The 23,570-nt window shown below is 69.1% G+C and carries 23 protein-coding genes; 17 read left to right on the forward strand and 6 right to left on the reverse strand.

Translation table 11 applies throughout. From position 1 onward, the window contains the following. The first annotated feature begins 534 nt into the window (after window positions 1-534). From H4F98_RS15605 to H4F98_RS15645, 9 genes are all read left to right on the forward strand, one after another. Entirely contained in the window at window positions 535-735 is a 201-nt protein-coding gene (locus tag H4F98_RS15605) for a DUF1294 domain-containing protein (protein ID WP_182688808.1), read from the forward strand. Between the two features lie 120 nt (window positions 736-855). Further along, window positions 856-1,260 (forward strand): GFA family protein, encoded by a 405-nt coding sequence (locus H4F98_RS15610; RefSeq protein WP_182688761.1) that lies wholly within the window; start codon window positions 856-858, stop codon window positions 1,258-1,260. Window positions 1,261-1,374: 114 nt separating this feature from the next. Next, on the forward strand, window positions 1,375-1,851 hold the full coding sequence (locus tag H4F98_RS15615; RefSeq protein WP_182688762.1) for a helix-turn-helix domain-containing protein: 477 nt from the start codon (window positions 1,375-1,377) through the stop codon (window positions 1,849-1,851). Beyond that, window positions 1,848-2,279 (forward strand): VOC family protein, encoded by a 432-nt coding sequence (locus H4F98_RS15620; RefSeq protein ID WP_182688763.1) that lies wholly within the window; start codon window positions 1,848-1,850, stop codon window positions 2,277-2,279. Before H4F98_RS15615 ends, H4F98_RS15620 begins: the two co-directional genes overlap by 4 nt. Then, window positions 2,276-2,494 (forward strand): hypothetical protein, encoded by a 219-nt coding sequence (locus H4F98_RS15625; RefSeq protein WP_182688764.1) that lies wholly within the window; start codon window positions 2,276-2,278, stop codon window positions 2,492-2,494. The genes H4F98_RS15620 and H4F98_RS15625 overlap by 4 nt, the downstream gene beginning before the upstream one ends. 123 nt (window positions 2,495-2,617) lie before the next feature. Next, window positions 2,618-3,232: a M23 family metallopeptidase gene (locus tag H4F98_RS15630; RefSeq protein WP_182688765.1), complete on the forward strand. Its 615-nt coding sequence runs from the start codon at window positions 2,618-2,620 to the stop codon at window positions 3,230-3,232. Between the two features lie 190 nt (window positions 3,233-3,422). After that, window positions 3,423-4,127, forward strand: coding sequence for a class I SAM-dependent methyltransferase (locus tag H4F98_RS15635; protein ID WP_182688766.1), 705 nt, complete (start codon window positions 3,423-3,425; stop codon window positions 4,125-4,127). Window positions 4,128-4,283: 156 nt separating this feature from the next. Continuing rightward, entirely contained in the window at window positions 4,284-4,793 is a 510-nt protein-coding gene (locus H4F98_RS15640) for an HNH endonuclease (RefSeq protein ID WP_182688767.1), read from the forward strand. Between the two features lie 283 nt (window positions 4,794-5,076). Next, window positions 5,077-5,436, forward strand: coding sequence for a DUF6694 family lipoprotein (locus H4F98_RS15645; protein ID WP_182688768.1), 360 nt, complete (start codon window positions 5,077-5,079; stop codon window positions 5,434-5,436). 13 nt (window positions 5,437-5,449) lie between these two features. Here the strand turns inward: H4F98_RS15645 and H4F98_RS15650 are convergent, their stop codons facing one another. Beyond that, on the reverse strand, window positions 5,450-6,658 hold the full coding sequence (locus tag H4F98_RS15650) for an NAD(P)/FAD-dependent oxidoreductase (protein WP_182688769.1): 1,209 nt from the start codon (window positions 6,656-6,658) through the stop codon (window positions 5,450-5,452). A gap of 129 nt (window positions 6,659-6,787) precedes the next feature. Here H4F98_RS15650 and H4F98_RS15655 point away from each other — a divergent pair, with 129 nt between their 5' ends. Beyond that, complete coding sequence (locus H4F98_RS15655) at window positions 6,788-7,195, forward strand: hypothetical protein (protein ID WP_182688770.1); 408 nt, start codon at window positions 6,788-6,790, stop codon at window positions 7,193-7,195. A gap of 443 nt (window positions 7,196-7,638) precedes the next feature. Continuing rightward, a complete protein-coding gene (locus tag H4F98_RS15660) occupies window positions 7,639-8,172 on the forward strand; it encodes an REP-associated tyrosine transposase (protein WP_182688771.1) in 534 nt (177 codons plus the stop codon). A gap of 364 nt (window positions 8,173-8,536) precedes the next feature. Here H4F98_RS15660 and nagA read toward each other — a convergent pair whose 3' ends face one another. The 3 genes from nagA to H4F98_RS15675 form a co-directional block, all read right to left on the reverse strand. Then, complete coding sequence (gene nagA / locus H4F98_RS15665; RefSeq protein ID WP_182688772.1) at window positions 8,537-9,670, reverse strand: N-acetylglucosamine-6-phosphate deacetylase; 1,134 nt, start codon at window positions 9,668-9,670, stop codon at window positions 8,537-8,539. A 162-nt stretch (window positions 9,671-9,832) separates the two neighbouring features. Further along, window positions 9,833-10,882, reverse strand: a complete 1,050-nt coding sequence (locus tag H4F98_RS15670) for an SIS domain-containing protein (protein ID WP_246373309.1) — start codon at window positions 10,880-10,882, stop codon at window positions 9,833-9,835. Window positions 10,883-10,940: 58 nt separating this feature from the next. Further along, window positions 10,941-11,684, reverse strand: coding sequence for a GntR family transcriptional regulator (locus H4F98_RS15675; RefSeq protein ID WP_182688773.1), 744 nt, complete (start codon window positions 11,682-11,684; stop codon window positions 10,941-10,943). A 162-nt stretch (window positions 11,685-11,846) separates the two neighbouring features. Here H4F98_RS15675 and zwf point away from each other — a divergent pair, with 162 nt between their 5' ends. The 4 genes from zwf (at window position 11,847) to eda (ending at window position 16,759) form a co-directional block, all read left to right on the forward strand. Next, the gene (gene zwf / locus H4F98_RS15680) at window positions 11,847-13,352 is read left to right on the forward strand and encodes a glucose-6-phosphate dehydrogenase (protein WP_182688774.1); all 1,506 of its coding nucleotides are present in this window, start codon (window positions 11,847-11,849) and stop codon (window positions 13,350-13,352) included. After that, window positions 13,336-14,103 (forward strand): 6-phosphogluconolactonase, encoded by a 768-nt coding sequence (gene pgl / locus H4F98_RS15685; RefSeq protein WP_246373296.1) that lies wholly within the window; start codon window positions 13,336-13,338, stop codon window positions 14,101-14,103. The genes zwf and pgl overlap by 17 nt, the downstream gene beginning before the upstream one ends. 119 nt (window positions 14,104-14,222) lie before the next feature. Continuing rightward, window positions 14,223-16,055 carry a phosphogluconate dehydratase gene (gene edd / locus H4F98_RS15690; protein WP_182688775.1) on the forward strand — a complete coding sequence of 611 codons (1,833 nt, stop codon included), beginning with the start codon at window positions 14,223-14,225 and terminating at the stop codon, window positions 16,053-16,055. Window positions 16,056-16,129: 74 nt separating this feature from the next. Further along, complete coding sequence (eda, locus tag H4F98_RS15695; protein ID WP_182688776.1) at window positions 16,130-16,759, forward strand: bifunctional 4-hydroxy-2-oxoglutarate aldolase/2-dehydro-3-deoxy-phosphogluconate aldolase; 630 nt, start codon at window positions 16,130-16,132, stop codon at window positions 16,757-16,759. 19 nt (window positions 16,760-16,778) lie between these two features. On the opposite strand, the gene H4F98_RS15700 is transcribed toward eda, so the two are convergent. After that, window positions 16,779-17,819, reverse strand: a complete 1,041-nt coding sequence (locus H4F98_RS15700) for a substrate-binding domain-containing protein (RefSeq protein WP_182688777.1) — start codon at window positions 17,817-17,819, stop codon at window positions 16,779-16,781. Window positions 17,820-17,899: 80 nt separating this feature from the next. Next, on the reverse strand, window positions 17,900-19,189 hold the full coding sequence (locus tag H4F98_RS15705) for a sugar MFS transporter (RefSeq protein ID WP_182688778.1): 1,290 nt from the start codon (window positions 19,187-19,189) through the stop codon (window positions 17,900-17,902). A 401-nt stretch (window positions 19,190-19,590) separates the two neighbouring features. On the opposite strand from H4F98_RS15705, the gene H4F98_RS15710 reads away from it, so the two are divergent. Then, complete coding sequence (locus H4F98_RS15710; RefSeq protein ID WP_182688779.1) at window positions 19,591-20,604, forward strand: glucokinase; 1,014 nt, start codon at window positions 19,591-19,593, stop codon at window positions 20,602-20,604. A 122-nt stretch (window positions 20,605-20,726) separates the two neighbouring features. Beyond that, window positions 20,727-23,474 carry a TonB-dependent receptor gene (locus tag H4F98_RS15715; RefSeq protein WP_182688780.1) on the forward strand — a complete coding sequence of 916 codons (2,748 nt, stop codon included), beginning with the start codon at window positions 20,727-20,729 and terminating at the stop codon, window positions 23,472-23,474. Window positions 23,475-23,570: the final 96 nt, after the last annotated feature.

The raw sequence follows: 23,570 nt of genomic DNA on the forward strand, positions 1-23,570 counted from the left end.
CGCGATGGCTATGGACGTACAACCACGAGCGCCCCAACATGGCACTCGGCGGCATCACTCCGGCCATGAAACTGGCGATGGCCGCTTAGCTCCACTTTTGGCAACAGCTAAAAATGGGGGGGTTACCGATCTTTCCTCCGGAAGATGCGCAGAAAAGCCAAAGTTCGCCGGAGGAACCATTCCCGCCAGCGGGGCCCCACGCGCTGTTCGGCGCATAGTCATTGCTTGTGGGAAGGCCGCCACCACTGCCGCCGCTTCCAATGGCTGTCCCGTCCTTGGTCTTTGCAGAGTCCTCGACGAGATGTTCGAGGCTGGGGGTTGCGGCGTCCGGCTGGAAGCACGCGGAGTCGCCATTATTGAATCTCACGCAGACCTGTGTAGTCTGACCGAAATAGTGTTCCAAGCGCTTGAGAATGAGCTTCCTCAGACGATTAAAACAGGGGTCAGAGTAGACTTTCTCAGGTGAGGTGATCAATTGGGCCAGGCCACTTGCGTGGCGCAGACAATGATCGAACGAAAAGTGCGCTCTGACCCCTGTTTTCCACGCCCGAAACCACCCTGCACCTCCTGGACCTGCTCGGCGGCTGGCCCGGCGCCCTGGTCGCGCAACAGTCCTTTCGGCACAAGACCGTCAAGGCCTCGTTCCAGAGGGGCTTCTGGTTTACCGTCGTGGTCAACCTTCTGGCCGTGGGCTGGTGGCTGAAAAGCGGATGGGCGACGACGTTCCTTCCATGAGGGGCGACATCCGGGCGTCGGCTGCATTACGCCTGAGGCCAAGGACCGCACACTCAATGCTTGGCGTGCGGATGACGAACGGGCACGCTGGCGCCGGTCCTGTCCAGACGGAGGTGTTCCATGTCCAGTCATGCGGCCTGCCTGTGCGGCGGCGTCACCCTCGAGGCCGAACTCGCCCGGCGCTACTTCACCGCCTGCCATTGCACGATGTGCCGTAGGTGGGGCGGGCTGTGGATGGCCGTGGAATGCGTGGAGGTGCGCTTCGGCGGCGCGGACGGGATCACCGTCTATGCTTCCTCGGAACAGGCCGAGCGTGGTTTCTGCGCGCGCTGCGGGACGCACCTGTTCTACCGCTCGCGCTGGAACGACCGCTATTACGTGCCGGTCGGCCTGTTCGACGAGGCCGAGGGCTTCGTCCTGAAGCGGGAGATCTTCTTCGATACCAAGCCGGACTACTTCAGCCTGGCGAATCCGACGGAGACGTACACCGAGGCGGACCTGAAGAGGAAGCACGGGCTTGCCTGAGGCACGGGATGGCGCGGTGGATGCAATGGCGACGCGTGCGATGCCTGGGAACGAGGCGATGAAGGCGGCAGGCGCTGGCCGAGGCGCGCGCCGGCGTGCGTGGCGGACAGCGCCGTGAAGCCCGGTCCCGAACTGCTGCGGCGCCTGCTGCGTGCGAAGGACCGGATGGACGGCGCGCCGCACGAGGACTGGCCGGTGCAGCGGTTGGCGCGGGTCAGCGCGGTGTCGCCTTCGCACTTCGCCCGCGCGTTCAAGCAGGCCTTCGGCGTGCCGCCGCATCGCTACCTGCTGACGCGGCGCATCGAGCGGGCCGTGGCGCTGCTGCGCGATACCGACCTGCCCATCACCGACATCGCCTTCCAGACCGGCTGGAGGAGCCTGGGCACCTTCGGGCGCGTCTTCCACGACATCACCGGCCAAAGCCCGGGGCATCTGAGGGCGCGCGAGCAGGCGGAACCGCATGCGCGCGCAAGCGTCCCGGAGTGCTTCGTGCGCGCGGCGCACCGCCCGGACCTCAAGAGCGCAGTTTCGGAGAAGCGCCGGACGCGGGTCGCTGGGACAGTAGCGCCTCACACCAAGGAGGTTCCATGACACACGCGATCGATGTGGTCGGCCTGTACGTGCGCGACCAGGACGAGGCCCTGGCGTTCTATGTCGAGCAGCTGGGGTTCGAGATCCACACGGATGTCCGCAACGGCGACTATCGCTGGCTCACCGTGCAGGCGCCGGGGCAGGCGGGCTTCCAGCTGGGCCTGTTCAAGCCCGGCCCCCCGGTCCACGACGCCGCCACCGCGCGCGCCCTGGACGAGGCGGTCGCCAAGGGCGCGATGCCGCCGCTGGTGCTGCGGGTCGACGATTGCCGCGCCAGCTACGAGCGCCTCGTCGCGGCCGGGGTAGAGTTCACCCAGGCGCCGGTCGAGCGCTACGGCAGCGTGGATGCCGGCTTCCGCGACCCCTCCGGCAACGGTTGGAAGATGATCCAGGCCCGCGCCGCGACGCCAGCGGAGGGGTCGGCATGAACGCCGCCGACGGGACACGGGCCTGTCATCGCTGGGTGTCGATCGTGTTCACCCTCACCGTGGTCGCCAACTTCGCCTGGCGCGCGGTCGCGTCGGGCGAGCCGCCGGCATGGCTCACCTACGCGCCACTGCCACCGCTCTTCGTCCAGCTGCTGTCGGGTCTCTATCTGTTCGCGTTGCCCTACACCCGCAGGTATGGGAAACGGCCCGCCTAGCCGATCGCTGCCGCGGCCCGCGTGTGGGCGATGCGCCCTGTGGAAAGTCAGGGGGACTTCCTGGCGTTCAAGGGCATGTGGACTCCCGATAGGCTGGATTCACCCAGGATCCGGAGCGCCCCCATGCGCCACCTCGCTTTCCTCCTGCTCGCCTGCGCCTTCGCGCCCGTCCGCGCCGGGCCACCGGTGCCGGCACCGGAACCGGACCCAGCACCGGCAGACGCGCCGATAGAGCAAGTGCTGGCGCACCCGCTCTTCCAGGCGCCGTACATGTGCTCGGAGCACGCAGCGGGCGAGCTGCCCTATCCGGGCGACGACCTCGGACAGGACTGCATGGTCACCGGTATGGAGGAGGACGCGTCGCCCGGCTTCTTCAGGCTGTATCGGACCGACGGCCTGGGCAACGAGGACTGGTATGGCTGGAACCAGCCGGTGCACGCGCCCTGCGACTGCGAGGTCGTTCAGTTGCACGTGAACCCGCGGACGAATCCGCCGGGGCAGCCCCACCAGAGCCGTGCGTCCGGCGTGGTCCTGAAGGCGGCCGACGGCACCCTGTTCGCCCTCGCGCACCTGCAGGGCTTCCTCGTGGAGGAAGGTGCGCACGTGAAGGCAGGGGAGCGCATCGGCTTCGTCGGCAACAACGGTTATGCCCGGGCGCCCCACGTGCATATCGGCGCGTGGCGGGGCAAGCAGGCGCTGCAGGTGCGCTGGGACCAGCGCGCGATGAGCGCCCACTAGGACGCGGAGGGAAGGCACGGCTTACCGGGTCTGGACGCATGTGCGATTGACGGCGCGCTCGCATCGCCGACATTCACTTCCGGGGGGCTCACGCCGCCTGCGCGTGGTTTCCTCGAGCCCGACGGACCGGGCACGTTAAGCTCGGACCCGGCCCGGCACCCTCCGACCGCCCGGGCCCCGTGGAGACCCGATGCACGCCGATGAAATCAAGGCCTTGTTCGACCAGCAGGCCGCGCATTACGACACCCAGTGGGCGAAGACCTCGCCGATCCGCGATTGCCTGCACTTGCTGGTCGATTCGCTCTTCGCCGCCCTCCCGGAGGATGCGCGGATCCTGTCGGTGGGTGCGGGCACCGGTGCCGAGCTGGCGTTCCTGGCGGCCCGGCATCCGCAGTGGCGCTTCACCGTGGTCGAACCCTCGGGCGGCATGGTCGCGGTGTGCCGCGAGCGCGCGGCGGCCGAAGGCTTCCTCGCGCGCTGCAGCTTCCACGAGGGCCATCTCGACACGCTGGAGGCCGGCGAGGCGCACCATGCGGCCACCTGCTTCCTGGTCTCGCAGTTCCTGCTCGAGCGCGATGCACGCGTGGCCTTCTTCGCCGGGATCGCCGCGCGTCTGTTGCCCGGCGGCATCCTTGCCAGCACCGATCTCGCCGCGGACATCGACTCCGACGATTACGAGGTGCTGCTGCGCGCATGGCTGGCGATGATGGCCACGGCCGAGGTGACGCCCGACGCGGTGGCGCGCATGCGCCAGGCCTATGCCAACGACGTCGGCGTGCTGTCGGCCGGCGACATCGCGGGGATGATCGAGGCGGCGGGCTTCGCGCCTCCGCTGCGGTTTTTCCAGGCCGGGCTGATCCATGGCTGGCGCTCGCAAGCGAGCGGAACGCTATGACCGGGGGCGCGGATCGTCCTCCTTTCGCTACATTGTGGCTTGGGCCCATGCACACCAGGCGCGGACTGTCTTGTCCGGTTTTCGTGTTCTGGGTACGTGTAGCTGGGTGTGGCCTGAAGAGGCCGTGTCCATGAGGAACACTGCAGCGGAGGCGTCATGGAGTTCGAGGGGAAGTCAATCTCGGGTGAGGGCTTGGCGCTGCTCGTGCATGAGCTGAGGCTCAGGCGACGGGGAATCAAGGCTGAAACGAAGGCGAAGCTCGGCAAGCGCGCCGCCCTCACCAATGCGCAGAGGGAACAGGTGCTCCGTAAGACGGGCGGTCGCTGCCATATCTGCGGAGGTGCGATCGAGGGGCCATGGCATGCGGACCATGTCTTCCCGCATAGCGCCGGTGGTGCTCACGCAGTGGACAACTACCTGCCTGCCCACGATGTCTGCAACACCTATCGCTGGGACTACACACCGGATGAGTTCCAGCTCATTCTGAAGCTGGGTGTCTGGCTCAAGGGGGAGATCCTTCGGGAGACCAGGATTGGACGCGATGCAGCCGAAAGATTCGTGAAGCGCCAGGCGACCATTGCGAAGCGCCGAAGGCCGAAGTCGATCGCAAGGCCGGGCGCCGACGGAAACGGCGACGCGAGCAAAGGCCTCGGTGGCAGGCAATGATCACGTGGTGCTTCTTGATCGACGAGGCCATGGGAGGCCGCAACTGGCAGCACCGGTAGGGCGAAGTTGGCTGAAGGGGCAATGCGCCGATCGAAGTCGCTGGACACGTCGCGACCAAGGGCTACCGCCGTTGTGCCGGATCGGGTGGCTTCGGCGCTTCTTGACGGGTATTCGGCCTTTGGCGCCGCCTGCGTGTTCCAGGGTGTCGCGCGCTTCGCTAGTCTTCCGATATGTTTTCCACGGGATGACGGTCTCGGGACCGATCGCACAAGGAGCTGTAGTGATGAAGAAGGAAGCATTGGCCGCATGCTTGGCCATCGCTCTGGCGGCCTGCGCCGCCTCGGGAACCCGGCCGGACGCGCCGCGACTGGATGCGACGAGCGATGCCAGCGCGCAGTCGAGTTTCAAGCAGATGATCGAGGCCTTGCCGGGTGAGCAACGCATCCAGCTGCAATTGGCGATGGTGGCGATCAATCTCAAGGACGTGAAAAGCGCTTACGAGGTCGTGAATGATCCATCGCTGCAGTCGCCTTCCATCGTCCGCATCAAGGAAGAGGTGGATGGCATGACGGCCCAGGAGATCATCGACTACGCCGCCGAGGTCGCCGACATGCAGATGGAAGTGGAGGTCGGCCCGGGCTGATGCGCGGTCGTGCCTACGATCGCTTGAAAGAGAACAGGCGTTTCAGCGGATGCGCGCGTCGCTCGATGGTGGCGCGCAACAGGCCGGCGCCGATCGCCGAGTAGGTGATGCCGTTGCCGCCGTAGGCCATCGCGAACAGCACGCGGGGGCCCCACTGTTCGTGGGCGCCGAACCAGGGCAGGCCGTCGCGGGTCTCGGCGAAGGTACCCGCCCAGGCGAACGCCGGGCGCATCGCCAGGTGCGGGAACAATGCCTCGACCTTGCGACCGAGTTTGCGCGCCTTGGACATCACCCGCGCATCGCGGCGTGCCGGGACATCGACGGTATCGTCTTCGCCGCCGACCAGCAGGCGATGGTCGGGCGTGGTACGCAGGTACAGATAGGGGCGTGCCGTCTCCCAGACCAGGCTGTGGGCAAGCGGCCGCAGTAGATCGGGCGGCAGGGGGTCGGTGACGAAGGCATAGCTGCTGCGGTTCTGCGCCACGCGTTTCTTCAGCCAGCGCTCGTTCTCGTAACCGCAGGCCAGCACGACGTGCCCGGCGCGCACGGTGAAACCCGACGCGGTGCGCAGGGTGGCGCGGCGCGAGGTGGCCTGCAGGTCGACGATCTCCTCGTGGTCGTGCACCGCGGTGCCGCGCCGCGCCAATCCCGACAGCAGCTGCTGCGCCATCCGGTAGGGGTCCACCTGGGCCGCCTGGTGGCTGAGGATCGCGGCGTGGGGTCGGAATCCGTAGTCGGCGTCCACCTCGGCGGTGTCGAGCCATTCCACGTCGATGCCATGCCGCAGGCGTGCGTCGAACTCCTCGCGCAGGCCGCGCACGTGCCGCTTGCGGCTGGCGTAGTACAGGCTGTTGGAGCGCCGGAACGCGACGCCCGGCAGCCGCCCGGCGATGGCGGCGAGGGTTTCGATGGCCGCCACGCATGCCAGGTAGGCCTTCGCGGCATTGGCTTCGCCGTACTTTTTGGCGAGATCGACGAGATGGGTATCGATCTCGTACTGCAGCAGCGCGGTGCTGGCCGAGGTGCTGCCCCAGCCGACGTCGCGCTTCTCCAGCACGACGACTTCGTGCCCGTGGGACGCCAGTTCGTCGGCGATCAGCGCGCCGGTGATGCCGCCGCCGACGACCACGACGTCGACGTCGAGGTCCCGGTCGATGGGTGGGCGCGGGGCCGCGAGGCCGTTCCTGATCGCCCAGAAGGGGTAGCCGCTCTTGAGGTCCATGCGGCAGTGAAGCCTTATCGCGGCGATGACGTCGTGAAGGATGCCACTGGCCACGGTCGGGTGTTCGCGGTTACAAGGGATTCGCCGCGCCTTCGGGCGCTGCCGACGCCTCCACCGGACCCCAATCCCATGAAAGCCCTTCGCCCGCTGAGGGTTGCCTGCCTGCTCACGCTCGCCGCGGGCTCGATGGCTGCCGTGCTGTCGGGGGCTGGCTATCTTGAGCGCCTGCTGCCCGGCGGCCTGCCACTGGGCAACGCCCTGGTCGCGCTTGGCCTGGTCGCCGCCGCTGCCGCGGCATGGGTGCTTGCACCGCGCCGGACGTGGGTGGCCGCTGCCTCGGGCATCGTGCTGCTGCTGGCAGTGGCATGGCTGCCGGTCTCCATTGCCCTGGCCGGCAACCTGGCCCTCAACTTCAGCGACGATCGCGGCTCGACCTGGTGGGTCTTCAGCCTGGGCCTGCTGCTCGCGATCCTCGTGTCGCTGGCCGGGGCGATGCTCGCCGCGTGGCGCCATGTGGTCCGCGCTCGCCGCCACTGATGGCGGCCGAAATGGCGGAACCCGTCCGGCGGCGATGGGTTTCGCCTTCGGCTCTACCCATCCTACGAAGAGCGAAGCGTTCGTAGCCTCGTAGGATGCGCAGCGCGAAGCAAAGCCCATCGGCTGTCGTGGCGGACGGTTACGTCGCCGGGGCTGCCGGACGGGGATGATGGGTTTCGCCTTCGGCTCTACCCATCCTACGAAGTGCGAAGCGTTCGTAGCCTTGTAGGATGGGCAGCGCGAAGCAAAGCCCATCGCCCGTCGGGCGGACGGGTGCGTCGTCGGGCGTGTCGGGCGGCGATGATGGGTTTCGCCTTTGGCTCTACCCATCCTACGAGAGCGAAACCGACTCGAGACGCGGTCGTCGTAACGTAGGATGGGTATGGCGAAGCGGCTTGGAGCAGCCCTCGGCCGATCAACCCTCGTTGCAATGGAGGTCAAGGATGACCCGATACCGTCGTGCGTATGTGCCAGGCGCGACCTGGTTCTTCACCGTCAACCTGGCGGACAGGCGCAGCCGCCTGCTTGTCGACCGGATCGATGTGTTGCGGGAGTCGATCCGCCACGTTCGGAAGAGGCATCCCTTCGCCATCGACGCGATGGTGGTGATGCCCGACCATCTGCATGCGGTGTGGACACTGCCGCCCGGCGATGCCGACTACTCGTTGCGTTGGCGCACGATCAAAGGGCTGTTCTCGCGGCGTATCGCGGAGGGCGAGCGGCGAAGCGCCAGTCGCATCCGCAAGCGTGAGCGTGGCGTATGGCAGCGACGGTATTGGGAACACCTCATCCGCGACGACGAGGACATGCGTCGGCATGTCGATTACACGCACTTCAATCCTGTGAAGCATGGATACGTCGCGTGTGCCGCCGCGTGGCCATATTCGACGTTCCATCGCGAGGTCGAGGCGGGACGGTTAGCGAAGAACTGGGGCGCGGCGGACACGGTAGATCAAGGGTTCGGGGAGCGGTCTTGATGGACGGGGCGGCGATGATGGGTTTCGCCTTTGGCTCTACCCATCCTACGAGGTGCGAAGCGTTCGTAGCCTCGTAGGATGGGCAGCGCGAAGCAAAGCCCATCGCCCGTCGTGGCGGACGGTTACGTCGCCGGGGTTGCCGGGCGGGGATGATGGGTTTCGCCTTTGGCTCTACCCATCCTACGAAGGGCGGGATTCCGTGGGGCCGTAGGATGGGCAGCGCGAAGCAAAGCCCATCGTCGGGCGGGCCGGCTTGCGTCGTCGGGGCTGTCGGGGCGGACGGGTACGTCGCCGGGGCTGCCGGGCGGGGATGATGGGTTTCGCCTTTGGCTCTACCCATTCTGCGCAGGGCGGGGGATTCGTATCAGGCGCGGCCGTCGATCCAGGTGCCGGTGACCTGCAGGTCGGGGTCGAGGGCGACGAGGTCGGCGCGGTAGCCGGGCGCGATGTGCCCCAGTTCGTGGCCCAGGCCGAGGAACTCGGCGGGATAGGTGGAGGCCATGCGGCAGGCTTCGTCGAGCGGCAACCCCAGGCGCTGCACGGTGTTGCGCACGGCGGTGGCCATGTCGAGGGCGGAGCCGGCCAGGGTGCCGTCGGCGGTGCTGCAGCGACCGTCGCGGCAGGTCATGGTGACGCCGTACAGTTCGAAGTCCTCGCGCTCGCCGCCGACCGGCGGCATGGCGTCGGTGACCAGCATCATCCGCCCGCGCGGCCGCGCATTGATCGCCACGCGCAGGCTGGCATCGTGGGCGTGGTAGCCATCGACGATCAGGCCGCACCAGGCCTCGGGGTCGTCGAGCGCGGCGCCCACGCCGCCCGGCTCGCGGCTGTTCATCGGCGTCATCGCGTTGAAGAGGTGGGTCACGCCGGTGATGCCGGCGGCGAAGCCCTGGCGCATCGTCTCGTAGTCGGCGGCGGTATGGCCGGCGCTGAGGATCACCCCGCGCGCGACGAGGTCGCGCAGGACATCGGGCTCGAAGCGCTCCGGCGCCACGGTCAGCAGGGTCTTGCCGACGCCGAGCGACGCCACCATCGCCAACTCGTCGGTCCCGGGCGTGTGGAACTTCGCCGGGTCGTGCACGCCCTTGCGCGCTTCGGCCAGGTAGGGCCCCTCGAGATGGATGCCCAGCACGCCGGGTACGCCGGCTTCGATCGCCGCGCGCACGGCCGCGATCGCCTTCTCCATGACCGCGACGTCGTCGCTGATCAGCGTCGGCAGCAAGCCGGTGGTGCCGAAGCGGCGATGCGCCTGGGCGATGCGGCGCACGCCATCCACGCTGGTGGCGTCGTTCAGCAGCACGTCGCCGCCGCCATTGACCTGGGTGTCGATGAAGCCCGGCGCGAGGTAGCCGCCGCGCAGGTCGACCGCCTCCACCCCCGTCGGCGCAGCGCCGGGCACCACTGCCGCGACATGGCCGTCCTCGACGATCACGCACAGCCCTTCGGCGAAACCGCGTTCGGTGAGGATGTGTCCGTTGTGGAAGGCGAGGGAAGTCATTGGGTGGGAATGGGGAATGGGGAATGGGGAATGGGGAATGGGGAATGGGGAATGGGGAATGGGGAATGGGGAATGGGGAATGGGGAATTGTCGGGGCGGGCGGGTCTTCAGGAAACCGGGCGCTTTACCATTCCCGATTCCCCTTTCTCCATTCCCGCCCCATCAAACCGTCTCCGTCACCTTGTTGAGGTGCGGGGGCAGGTCGGGGTTGTGGCCGCGGGCGACGGCAAGGGCGTTGACCGCCTTGTAGAAGGACTGGACGGTCAGCAGCGGGGTGACGGCCGGGTGGGTCGAGGCGGCGAGCGACAGTCGGCCTTCGCCGGGCGCCTGGCCGGGCATCGCCAGCCATACCGGCGCCCCGCGCTGGCGGAACTCGGCGGCGACCGCCGCGGTACCGGCGCCGGTGTCGTCGTCCTGCCCGAAGGCCAGCACCGGGAAGCCGGGGCCGACGATCGCCATCGGGCCGTGCTTGACCTCGGCCGAGGAGAAGGCCTCGGCATGCAGGCCGCTGGTTTCCTTGAACTTCAGCGCCGCTTCCTGCGCCGCACCCAGGCCCAGGCCACGCCCGAGCACGAACAGGTTGCGCGCCTCGCGCAGGCCGTCCACGACCGGTGTCCAGTCCTGCGACCAGGCCTCGCGGAGCGCGGCGGGGAGTCCGTCGGTGGCCGCGAGCAGGTCGGTGTTGCCGCTCCAGCGCGCGGTCAGTTGCAACAGGGCGGCCAGCGAGCAGAGGTAGCTCTTGGTGGCCGCGACACTGCGCTCGGGCCCGGCATGCAGCGGCAGCACGGTGTCGGCCAGGCGCGCCAGCGGCGAGTCGGCGACGTTGACCAGGGCGACCACGATGGCGCCGGCGTCCTTGGCGATCTCGGCGTTGCGCAGCAGGTCGGGGCTCTTGCCCGACTGCGAGATGGCCACGAACAGCGCGCCCTCCATCTTCGGCTGGATCGCGTAGACCGAGCCCACCGAGGGCGAGGCCGAGGCGGTCACCAGGCCAAGCGTGGTCTCGAACAGGTACTTGCCGTAGGTGGCGGCGTGGTCGGAGCTGCCGCGCGCGCAGGTGACGATGAAGCGCGGCGGGTCGGCGCGCAGGCGCTCGACCAGCGCGTCGATGGTGGCGGCATTGGCCTGGAACTGCCGCGCGACCGCATCGGCGGCTTCGGCGGCCTCGGCGAACATCAGGGTGTCTTCGGCGCGGAGCGCGCGTGCGGCCATGGCGGTGGTATCCAGGGGTGCGTTCAAGGCGGGGTCTCGGCAACGGGGCGGGGAGGGCTCATTCGCTGTGCAGTTCGGCGACGAAGTCGTAGGCATCGCCGCGATAGAAGGACCGGGTGAACTCGACCACGCGGCCGTCGTCGAGGAAGGTCCGTCGCTCGATGAACAGTCCCGGGCTGCCTTCGGGCAGGCGCATCAGCCGTGCCTGTTCGGCGTCGAAGGCGATCGCGCGCAGCCGCTGCAGGGCGCGCGCGGGACGGACGCCCAGTTTCTCGAAGGCGGCGTACAGCGAGTTCTCCACCTGCGCGGGGTCGGACAGGATGTCGGCCGGCACCACCGTGCGTTCCAGCGCCAGCGCGGTGTCGTTGGCGGTACGCAGGCGGTAGTAGCGCACGACCTGGGCACCGGGCGAGAGGTTGAGGGCCATCGCCTCCTCGGGCGTGACTTCGCCGACGCTGCGCTCGAGGAACTCCGAGCGCGGGTCCAGCCCGCGCGCGCGCAGGTCGTCGGTGAAGCTGGTCAGGGCCGAGAACGACTTGACGATGCGCTCGGCAACGAAGGTGCCGGCGCCCTGGCGCTGCATCAGCAGGCCGTCCTCGACCAGGCCCGAGATCGCCTTGCGCACGGTGACGCGCGAGAGGTCGAGCAGGCGCCCCAGTTCGCGCTCGCCCGGCAAGGCCTGTCCCGCGGTCAGCTCGCCGTTCTCGATGGCGTGCTGCAGGGTGCGGCGCAGGTGCTGGTAGGCCGGGGCGCGGCGCGTGGCCGATTGGCGGTGGTATTCACTGGCCAGGTAGTCGTGCATGCGGAAAAGATACCAGTCAGAGACCACTTACGGCAACACCGCGGCCTTTACGCCTATGACAGCCTTGTTGCACGGGGTGTTTGCGTAATTGGTATCTAACAGGTATCTTCAATGGCAGGGCCCCTCCGGGCCTGCCCGCTCCCTTACCGGACACCGCCCTCCATGACACTGCACGCCCCGCCGTCCAATCCCGCGCCACTGGACCCCTTCGACCTGGTGATCTTCGGTGGCACCGGCGACCTGGCGCTGCGCAAGCTGCTGCCCGCCCTGCTGCACCGCCATGTCGACGGCCAGATCGCCGAGGGCACGCGCCTGTACGGCGTCGCCCGCGACGCCCGCAGCGACGACGAGTACCGCGACCGCGTGCGCGAGGCCCTGAAGAAGGACGCCGACGCCGACCCGCGCGTGGCGGCGTCGCTCGAACCCTTCCTGGCCAAGCTCCATTACCGCCAGCTCGACCTGGGCAGCGACACCGGCTGGCCGGAGTTCGCCGCCGAGGTCGGCAACGACCCGGGCCGCGTGCGCGTGTTCTACCTGGCCGTGGGCCCGGACCTGTTCGCCCTGGTCGGCGATCGGCTGCAGGCCCACGGGCTGTCGGGCGCCGGCACCCGCGTGGTGGTCGAGAAGCCGATCGGCCGCGACGGCGCCAGCGCCGATGCGATCAACAACGCCCTCGGGCGCGTGTTCGAGGAACACCAGGTGTTCCGCATCGACCACTACCTGGGCAAGGAGACGGTGCAGAACCTCACCGCGCTGCGCTTCGGCAACGCCCTGTTCGAACCGCTTTGGAAGGCCGAGCACATCGACCACGTGCAGATCACCGTCGCCGAGACCGTGGGCGTGGAAGGGCGCGCGGCCTACTACGACAAGTCGGGCGCCCTGCGCGACATGGTCCAGAACCACCTGCTGCAGCTGCTGTGCCTGGTGGCGATGGAGCCGCCGGCATCGCTGGCCGCCGACGCCATCCGCGACGAGAAGCTCAAGGTGCTGCGCGCGCTGCGCCCGATCACCAACGGCAATGCGGTCAACATGACGGTGCGCGGCCAGTACCGCGCCGGCGCGGTGGAAGGACGCGCGGTGCCCGGCTACCCGGACGAACTGGGAGAACCCTCGCGCACCGAGACCTTCGTCGCGATCAAGGCCGAGGTGCAGAACTGGCGCTGGGCCGGCGTGCCCTTCTACCTGCGCACCGGCAAGCGCCTGCCCGAACGCATGTCCGAGATCGTGGTGACCTTCCGCCAGGTGCCGCATTCTATCTTCGGCGAGCTCACCGACGGCGAGCACGGCCGCACGCTGGCGCCCAACAAGCTGGTGATCCGCCTGCAGCCCGACGAGGGCGTGAAACTGTGGCTGATGAACAAGGTGCCGGGCCCGGGCGGGCTGCGCATGCGCGAGGTGGCGATGGACCTGAGCTACGCCGAGACCTTCGGCGGCCGCCAGCCCGATGCCTACGAACGCCTGATCATGGACGTGGTCCGCGGCAATCCGATGCTGTTCATGCGCCGCGACGAAGTGCACGCCGCCTGGCAGTGGATCGACCCGATCCGCAATGCCTGGGAATCCAACGGCGATGCGCCCAAGCCCTACACCGCCGGCGGTTGGGGCCCCACGGCCGCCGTCGCCCTGATCGAACGGGACGGGAGGACCTGGCATGAGGACGCCGACTAACGCCATGCGCGCCGAACTGAGGGTGGTCGAACCGATGCCGCTGCCGATGCACACACATGAATTCGCCGATGGCGCCGCGCTCGCCGAGGCCCTGGCCCGCGCGGTCGCCGCCGACCTGCGCGGCGCGATCGCCCGCCGCGGCCGGGCGCGCGTCGCGCTGTCGGGCGGCTCCACGCCGAAGGCCTTCATGCAGGCCCTGTCCCGCCAGGTGCTGGACTGGGCGAGCGTGACCGTGCTGCCGATCGACGACCGCTGGGTCCACGGTCGCCACGAGCGCTCGAACGAGCGCCTGATCCGCGAGAACCTGCTGCAGGGCGAGGCGGCGCAGGCGCGCTTCCTGCCGCTCTACCGGCCCAGCCCCAGTCCCGAGGCCGCGCTGTTGCCGGTGCTCAGCCGCATCGCCAACGAGGCCCTGCCGCTTGACGTGGCGGTGCTGGGCATGGGCGAGGACGGCCATGTCGCGTCCCTGTTCCCGGACCTGGGCCTGGACACGCCGGGCCTGCGCGAGATCGGCCTGCAGCCGCGCGGCCGCGCCCCCGCGCTCGCGGTGCGCTCGGCCAACGCGCCCGAGCCGCGGATGACGCTCACCCTCAGCGCGATCTTCACCGCGCCGTCCGTCTACCTGCACATCGAAGGCGATCGCAAGCGCCGCGTGCTGGACGGGGCGGCCGGCGACCCGCGTTCCACGCTCCCGGTGCGTGCACTGCTGGCCGGCGCGCCCACGCCGCCGGCGCTGTACTGGTGCCCGTGAAGGCGCACGCGCCGCGCCCTGCGCGACACTGAGGCGGGACAGCCCGCCACACATCGCGCAGGTCCGGACGCGGGCCCCGCGCAAGCGGCCCGCGGCATCGAACACACAACGAGGTCACCATGGTTTCCCTGCATCCCACCATCGCCGAGGTCACCGAACGCATCCGCGCCCGCAGCCGCGACGCGCGCGCGGCCTACCTGGCGCGGATCGACGCCGCCGCCGGCCAGGGCCCGCACCGGGCCACCCTCTCGTGCGGCAACCTCGCCCACGGCTTTGCCGCCTGCGGACCCGCGGACAAGGACGCGCTGCGCGACGGCCACGCGCCCAACCTGGGCATCGTCACCGCCTATAACGACATGCTCTCGGCGCACCAGCCCTTCGAGCGTTTCCCGTTCCTGATCAAGAACGCCGCGCGCAATGCCGGCGCCACCGCGCAGGTCGCCGGCGGCGTGCCGGCGATGTGCGACGGCGTCACCCAGGGCCGGGCGGGCATGGAGCTGAGCCTGTTCTCCCGCGACGTGATCGCGCTCTCGACCGCGGTCGCGCTGTCGCACGACATGTTCGACGCCGCGCTGTACCTGGGCGTCTGCGACAAGATCGTGCCCGGGCTGCTGATCGGGGCGCTGAGCTTCGGCCACCTGCCGGCGATCTTCGTGCCGGCCGGACCGATGCCCTCGGGCATCCCCAACGACGAGAAGTCGCGCGTGCGCCAGCGCTACGCCGAGGGCAAGGCCACGCGCGAGGAGCTGCTGGAGGCCGAATCGGCGAGCTACCACGCGCCCGGGACCTGCACCTTCTACGGCACCGCCAACTCCAACCAGATGCTGATGGAGATCATGGGCCTGCACCTGCCGGGCGCCAGCTTCGTCAATCCCAACACCCCCCTGCGCGATGCGTTGACCGCCGAGGCGGCGCGGCGCGCCGCGGCGATCACCGCGCTGGGCGATGACTACCGGCCGGTGGGACGGCTGGTCGACGAGCGCGCCATCGTCAACGGCGTCGTCGGCCTGCACGCGACCGGCGGCTCCACCAACCACCTGCTGCACATCGTCGCGATCGCCGCGGCGGCCGGGATCGAGCTCAGGCTCGAGGACTTCGACGCGCTGTCGTCGGTGGTCCCGCTGCTGGCGCGCGTGTATCCCAACGGCAGCGCCGACGTGAACCACTTCCATGCCGCCGGCGGGCTGGCCTTCATGATCGGCGAGCTGCTCGATGCCGGCCTGCTGCATGGCGACGTGGAAACCGTCGCCGGGCCGGGCCTGGCGCGCTACCGCGTGGAGGCGGGCCTCGACGAGGCCGGCGGCCTGGTCCATGTGCCGGCCCCCGGGCGCAGCGCCGCTCTCTCCGTGCTGCGTCCGGTGGCCGAGCCGTTCCGTGCCGACGGCGGGCTGCGCGTGTTGCGCGGCAACCTCGGCACGGGAGCGATCAAGGTCTCCGCGGTACCGGACGACCGCCAGGTCGTCGAGGCGCCGTGCCGGATCTTCAGCGAGCAGGGCGAAGTCAAGCATGCCTTCGAGCAGGGCGAGCTCGACCGCGACGTGGTCGTGGTCGTCCGCTTCCAGGGGCCGCAGGCCAATGGCATGCCCGAGCTCCACCAGCTCACGCCGACCCTGGGCGTGTTGCAGAAGCGCGGCCATCGCGTCGCCCTGGTCACCGACGGCCGCATGTCCGGCGCGTCGGGGCAGGTGCCCGCGGCGATCCACGTCAGCCCCGAGGCCGCCTGCGGCGGGCCGCTGGCGCGCCTGCGCGACGGCGACGTGGTCCGTGTCGATGCCGTCGCCGGCACCCTGGAGGCGGTGGTGGACGCGGCCACGTTCGAGGCCCGCGAAGCGGCCACGGCCGACCTGGCCAGCCACCACGCCGGCATGGGTCGCGAGCTGTTCGACCTGTTCCGTCGCGTCGCCGGTCCGGCCACGCGCGGGGCCAGCGCCTTCGACGCGAGCGCGGCCTGAGCGGCACCGCGCTCCCTTCCCCATCGCGCGTGCGCCCGCCGGGTGCGCGCCAGCGGCCTTCCACGGAGACCCTGATGACCCTGATCGAGAAAGTGCTGCACCTGGCCCCGGTGATCCCCGTGGTCGTGATCGACGATGCCCGCCAGGCGGTGCCGCTGGCGCGCGCGCTGGTGGCCGGCGGCTTGCCGGTGATCGAGGTGACCCTGCGGACCGCCGCCGCGCTGGACGCGGTGCGTGCGATCGCCGACGAAGTCCCCGACGCCGTGGTCGGCACGGGCACGGTGCGTCGTCCGGCCGACCTGGACGCTTCGGCGAAGGCCGGCGCGCGTTTCGCCGTCTCGCCCGGCGCCAGCCCGGACCTGGTCGCCGCCGCACGCGGCCACGACGTGGGCTGGCTGCCCGGCGCCGCCACGGCCTCGGAGGCGATGACCCTGGCCGAGCAGGGCTTCGTGTTCCAGAAATTCTTCCCCGCCGAGGCCGCCGGCGGTACTGCCCTGCTGCGCAGCCTGCACGGCCCGATGCCGGAGATCCGCTTCTGCGCGACCGGCGGCATTGGCGTCAAGAACGCACTGGACTACCTGGCCACGCCGAACGTGGCCTGCGTCGGCGGTTCGTGGTGCACGCCGGCGGCGCTGATGCGCGCCGGCGACTGGCAGGCCATCGAGGCCCTGGCGCTGGCGGCGTCGCAGTTGCGCGGCGACTGAGCGCGCCCGCCCGCCGCCCTCAGGCCTTGGGCCGGGGCGGCGCGGTCGAACCGCGGACCACCAGCACCGGGCTGAAACCCTCGTTGGGGTGGGTGTCGATGGGGGTTTCGTTGTCGCGCCGCAACTCGGCGATCAAGCGGTAGGTGGCGTGGCGCGCGATCGCCTCGGTGGCCTGGCTGGCCGTGGTGAGCGGGGGCCAGGACTGCTTGGAGAACGGGCTGTCCTCGAAGCCGGCGATGGACAGGTCGTAGGGCACGTTCAGGCCGCTCGAACGGGCCGCGGCCAGCACGCCGGCGGCGATCTCGTCGTTGCTGCCGAAGATCGCCGTCGGGCGGTCGGGCAGGGCCAGCAGGCGTCGTGCGCCGCGGAAGCCGTCGTCGAAGGAATAGTCGCCGGGCAGGACGAGGGTCTCGTCCTCTTCGATGCCGTAGTCGGCCAGGGCCTTGGCATACCCCTTGTAGCGCTCCCTGCTGGACTTGTGCGAGGTACCGCCCCACAGGAAGCCGATGCGCTGGTGGCCGAGCTGGATCAGGTGCTCGGTGATGTCGTAGGCGGCATCGTGGTCGTCCACCCACACGCAGGGCGCGCCGTCGTGCGGGTCGGCCGCGGCGGAGACGATGCGCACCAGCTTGATGTCCTGCGCGACCAGCGCCTTGACCAGCTCCATCTGCTCGGACATCGGCGGCGCCAGCACCAGCCCGGCCAGGCGGGCGCCCTGCACGAGGTCGATCAGGTCCGCGGCGAGCACCGGCGAGGAGGCGTCGCAGGGGTGGATCTGCAGGCCGTAGCCGGTTTCCCGGCAGGCCGAGAGCACGCCGTTCTGCACCGCGATGATGTAGTAGGGGTTCGGGTTGTCGTAGACCACGCCCAGCGCGTAGGGCTGCGCGCTGCGCAGGCTGCGCGCAGAGGGGTCGGGGCGGTAGCCCAGTTCGCTGATCGCCTCGTTGACGCGCTCGCGGGTGCGGGCGCGCACCCCGGGTTCGTCGTTGATGACCCGCGAAACGGTCTTGAGCGAGACTTCGGCGCGTTCGGCGACGTCTTTGATCGTGGGTCGGCGCACCGGAACCTCGGTTGTTCGGGTCAATGGCCTAGCGTAACGTCCGCGGCGCGCGCCGGGAACACCGGGCGCGCCGCCGGTGCTCATCCCGCCTTCGGCAGCCCGGCACGATGGCCGGCGCGCGCGAAATACAGGATGTACAGGTAGCACGGCACCATCAGCAGCAGGAACACCCACTGGAAGTCGTGCGCTTGCTTGAAGTGGGCGAACAGCTGCGGGATCACCGCGCCACCTGCGATGCCCATGATCATGATCGCAGAGCCGTATTCGGTGAGCCGGCCCAGGCCACGGATCGCCAGCGGGAAGATCGCCGGCCACATCATCGCGTTGGCGAAGCCCAGCAACGCCACGAAGGCCACCGAGACATAGCCGCTGGTGAGGAACGCGCCGATGGTGAACAGCACGCCCAGGACGGCCGACACCGAGAGGTAGCGTTCCTGCGAGATGTAACGCGGGATGGTGACCAGGCCCACCAGGTAGCCGACCAGCATGCCGCCCAGGGTGAGCGAGGTGAAGAACTTGGTGTGGTCCAGCGGCAGGCCGAGCGATTCGCCGTAGATGCCGATCGCGTCGCCGGCCATCACTTCGACGCCCACGTAGGCGAACAGGCAGGCCGCGCCCAGCCACAGGTGCGGGTACTGGAACAGGCTGCGCTTGCCGCCGGCGGACTCGGCGTTCGCTTCCTCGGGGCGGATTTCCGGCAACGGCGAGAACAGCACGCCGACCGCGACCAGCGCCAGCAGGCCGGCCATGACCATGTAGGGATCGTGGATGCGCGAGGCGAACTCGTTGAGCAGGGCGTCCTTGGTCGCCGCGTCCGCGCCTTCGACCTGGGCAGCCAGGTCGCCCATGCCGTGCAGGACCAGCGCGCCGAGCAGCAGCGGCGCGGCGATGCCGGCGAGCTTGTTGCAGATGCCCATCACCGCGATGCGCTGCGCTGCGCCCTCGATCGGGCCGAGGATGGAGATGTAGGGATTGGCCGCGGTCTGCAGGATCGCCAGGCCGGTGCCGATGATGAAGATGCCGGTGACCGCGCCCGGATAGAAGCGTTGCGTCGTGTACTGGCCGAACACCGCGGCCCCCACCGCCATGACCAGCAGGGCCAGCGCCATGCCCTTCTTCATGCCGGTCTTCTTCAGGATCACCGAGGACGGCAGGGCGAGGAAGAAGTAGGAGATGTAGAACGCGAACGGGATCAGGAAGGCCGCGGACTCGCTGACGTCGAAGGCCAGCTTGGCGAAGCCGATCAGCGGGCCGTTGAGCCAGGTGACGAAGCCGAAGATGAAGAACAGCAGGCCGATGATCGCCATCGAGCCGAGGTGGCGCTGCGCGCCGCCCTGGCCGGCGATTTCGGTGGCAGTGGTGGATGACATGTACGGACTCCCCTCCGGAACGGCGGGACGTCCCGCCTGTGGTGTGGACTGGCCTGGACCTTGCCGGCAGTCGTTGACTGCACGTTGTCACAAGATTGTCCTGTAAGCCAGCAATGTTGCAGGACCCACTTATACCGGGCTTTCAGGCGCAAAAGCTTATGCTGCGCCGCAGCAAATTCACGGAATCGTGACGGTTGTTCGGGGCTCTCGGTGATTTTTTTGTCCGAAGTGTTGACATCGTTGTCAAGACTGGAGCAGTCTCGGATCGCACACCGGGCGGGGAGACGCGGAGGCCGGATGAAAGGGGAATGCAGCAGCACATGTCACAACTTCTTCAATCGCATGGATGTCGGCCCGATGACGGTCTTCCACCCCGCCCTGTCCTGCGGGACGCCGGCCGCATGAGCGCAGCGGAAAAGTTCGCCGCGTCCGCGCGCGGTCGTTTCATCGCCGCCGACGTCGGCGGCACGCATACCCGCGTGGGCCTGGTCCGCGCCGGCGGCCCGGACGAGTCGCCCATCGCCGTGCTGGCGCATCGCAAGTACGCCTGCGCCGACTATCCGGGCCTGGCGGAGATCCTGTCCGACTTCATCGCCGCCATCCCCGGCGGTGCCGGCCCGGTCGAGAGCGTGGCCATCGCCTGCGCCGGCGTGGTCCTGGACGACGCGGTCATCAACGCCAACCTCAGCTGGAAGGTCTCGCTGTCCGAGCTGCGTCGCGCGCTGGGCCTGGAGCGGGTGCTCTTCATCAACGACTTCCAGGCTGCCGCCCATGCCGCCCAGTGCATGGAGCCGGCCGATTCGACCCTGCTCACGCCCGGCGTCGACGCGATCGAGCCCGGCCCGGTCCTGGTGATCGGCCCGGGCACGGGCCTGGGCGCGGCGGTCCGTGTCCCGCATCGCGGCGGCACCGTCGTGCTGCCGACCGAGGCCGGCCACGCCGCGTTCTCGCCCGGCAACGCACGCGAGATCGAGATCCTGCGCCAGCTGCAGCAGCGCGGCGCGCACGTGCCCAACGAGGACCTCGTGTCCGGGCCGGGCCTGGCCAACATCTACCGGGCGCTGTGCGCCATCGACGGCACCCGCCCGATCACCCTGGCGCCGGCCGGCATCACCGCCGCGGCCCGCGAGGGCGACGCGGTGGCGCGCGAGGCGGTGCTGACGTTCTGCGCGCTGCTGGGCAGCGTGATCGGCGACCTCGCCGTCACCAGCAGCGCCCGCGCGGTGTTCATCGCGGGCGGCATCCTGCCGCAGCTGAAGGATTTCCTCGCAGACAGCCAGTTCCTGGCCCGCCTGCGCGACAAGGGGGCGATGCAGCCGGTGCTCGAGCGCCTGCCGGTCCGCCTGATCGAGAACGACCGGCTGGGCGTCATCGGTGCCGCCAGCTGGTACCTGGAGCATGCGCGCACCGACTGAACCGACCGTAGCAACGAAGCGCCGCCCGGTCCGTGCCGGTCGGCATCGACACACCGGACCACGCCAGCCCCGCCAAGAAGGGAAGCGTAGGCCGGATACGAAACCGAGGGAGAGAGAACACAATGAAGCTTCGCAAATCCATGCTGTCGGCGAGCATCGTCGCAGCCTTGATGGTTTCGGCCACCGCGACCGCGCAGGACGCTCCGGCCGACGCCCCATCCGACAATCCCCAGGCCGCCGGCACCCGCGACGATGCCACCGACCTGGACACGATCATCGTTACCGGCATCCGCGGCAGCCTCGAGAAGTCCCTCGACACCAAGCGTGACGCGGCGACCCATGTCGAGGCGGTCAGCGCCGAGGACATCGGCAAGCTGCCGGCCAAGAACGTGGCCGACGCCCTGCAGCAGCTGCCGGGCGTGAACATCAGCTCCTCCAGCGCCAGCGAGGGCGGCTTCGACGAAGCCGACCGCGTCAGCCTGCGCGGCACCAACCCGAGCCTGACCCAGACCCTGGTCAACGGCCACTCCATCGGCACCGGCGACTGGTTCGTGCTGAGCCAGGTCGCCAACGTCGGCCGCAGCGTCAGCTACTCGCTGCTGCCGGCCGAGATCGTGGACCAGGTCGTGGTGCACAAGTCCTCCGAGGCCAAGCTGGTCGAGGGCGGCAGTGCCGGCTCGGTCGACATCATCACCCGCAAGCCGCTGCAGTACCCCGACCAGCTGACCATCTCCGGCTCGGTTGGCGCGGTGCATTCGGACCTGGCCGGCGAGACCGACCCGCAGGTCAGCGCGCTGTTCAACTGGAAGAACGACGCCAACAACCTGGGCGTGCTGCTGCAGGCCTTCTACCAGGAGCGCAGCCTGCGCCGCGACGGCCAGGAAGTGGTCGGCGGCTACGGCCAGATCGCCTATGACGCGCCGGTCACCGCGACCAACCCCGACCTCGCCGGCGTGCTCTACCCGAACCTGCTCGGCGCGGTGCTGTTCGAGCAGAAGCGCGAGCGCCGCGGCGGCGTGCTGGACGTGCAGTTCAAGCCGACCGACAACCTGACGCTCGACCTCAACGGCTTCTACTCCAAGCTCGAGGCCGACAACTACAACCGCAACTACATGATGTGGACGAGCCAGTTCGCAGGCATCCGCGCCCCGGAACCGGGTTATGTGGTCGACGGCAACCTGCTCACCCACGCCGTGTACCCGGCGGTGACCGGCGGCACCGAAGTGCCGTACGGCGTCTACGACATGATCTCCCGCCCGGGCGCGTCGTCCGAGTCGAAGTACCTGGCCCTCGAGGCCGACTGGCAGGCGACCGACAACCTGGACTTCCACTTCCAGGCCGGCACCACCAAGGGCAACGGCCGCAGCGAGACCCAGGACGTGCTCGAGACCGGCATCGCCCCCAACGGCGGCGCCAGCTGGTCGATGCACGGCATCGACGAAGCGATCGACTGGAGCCTGGGCGGCAACAACACGCCCTCGACCCACCGTCCGGACTTCGGCTGGATCTTCGGTGGCCAGGGCATCGACGTGCTGGACAAGGAAGACTGGTTCGCCGCCGACGGCACCCTGTTCACGATGAGCGACAGCGTGCTGTCCTCGCTGGACTTCGGCGTGCGATACGCCGAGCACGAGCGCAGCAACGACTACGAGATCGCGCAGGGCCCGAACTGGGCGTCGCCGTGGCAGGACATCACCGCCTACCCGACCACCGGCGGCCACTACCCGGGCGACTTCGGCAACGGCCTGGGCGGCAACTTCCCGGGCGGCATCTGGTACTACACCCCGGACCAGCTGGCCCAGATCAACGCCGACTTCGCCAACCGCAACTATCCCGAGCGCTTCTACTTCTCCGACGTCTACGGCGTGTTCGAGAAGAACTCCGCGGCCTATGTGCAGGCCAACTTCACCGGCGACAACTGGAGCGGCAACCTCGGCCTGCGCTACGTCAAGACCGACAGCGACATCGAGTACACCCAGGCCCTGCCGATCGGCTCGGGCATCCCGGGCGCGATCACCGGCTCGGCGTTCGGCGACTACCTGAAGGTCACCAACAGCAAGGACTACGACGAGCTGCTGCCGAGCGCGAACGTCAAGTTCGACCTCAGCAGCGACCTGCTGCTGCGCTTCGCCGCGTCCAAGACCATGACCCGCCCGGACTACTCCGCGCTGGCCGGTTCGCTGACCCTGGACGACCTGACCCACACCGGCAGCGGCGGCAACCCCGACCTGGATCCGCTGGTCTCGACGAACTTCGACGCCTCGCTGGAGTGGTACTTCGCCCCGCGCGCGCTGCTGTCGTTCAGCGTCTTCCAGATGGACCTGAAGGACTACATCAGCTTCGGCAACCAGACCATCCAGTACAAGGACCAGCAGGCCAGCCAGGATGCCGGTACCGACGTCTACTCGGATTACCTGGTCTCCGTGCCGGTCAACACCGACGGCAAGCTGAAGGGCTACGAGATCGGCTACCAGCAGCCGATCGGCGAATGGTTCGGCGTCGCCGCCAACTACACCTTCGCCGACGGCGAGACCGACGACGGCAAGCCGCTCAATGGTGCCTCGCGCAACACCTACAACCTGTCGGCGTACTTCGAGAACGAGCGCTTCAACGCGCGCGTGGCCTATACCTTCCGCGAGGCCTTCTACGCTGGCGTGTCGCGCACCGACTCGTTCTACCAGGACGACTTCGGTACCGTGTCGGCGTCGCTGGGCTGGAAGATCAACGATGCGATGAGCCTGTCGCTCGATGGCCTGAACCTCAACAACCCGACCTACTCGTACTACACCGACAGCGCCGTGGGCGTCCTCCCGTACGCGATGTACTCCAACGGCCGCCAGTACTACCTGAACTTCCGCTTCAGCTACTGAGGCAAGCGCAGGGCCGCGCCATCCGGCGCGGCGATCCACCCGGCGGGCCCGCTTCTGGCGGGCCCGCCCCCATTTCCGCGAAGGCGCCCGCCATTG

Source organism: Marilutibacter spongiae, from assembly GCF_014145325.1.
Classification (GTDB): domain Bacteria; phylum Pseudomonadota; class Gammaproteobacteria; order Xanthomonadales; family Xanthomonadaceae; genus Marilutibacter; species Marilutibacter spongiae.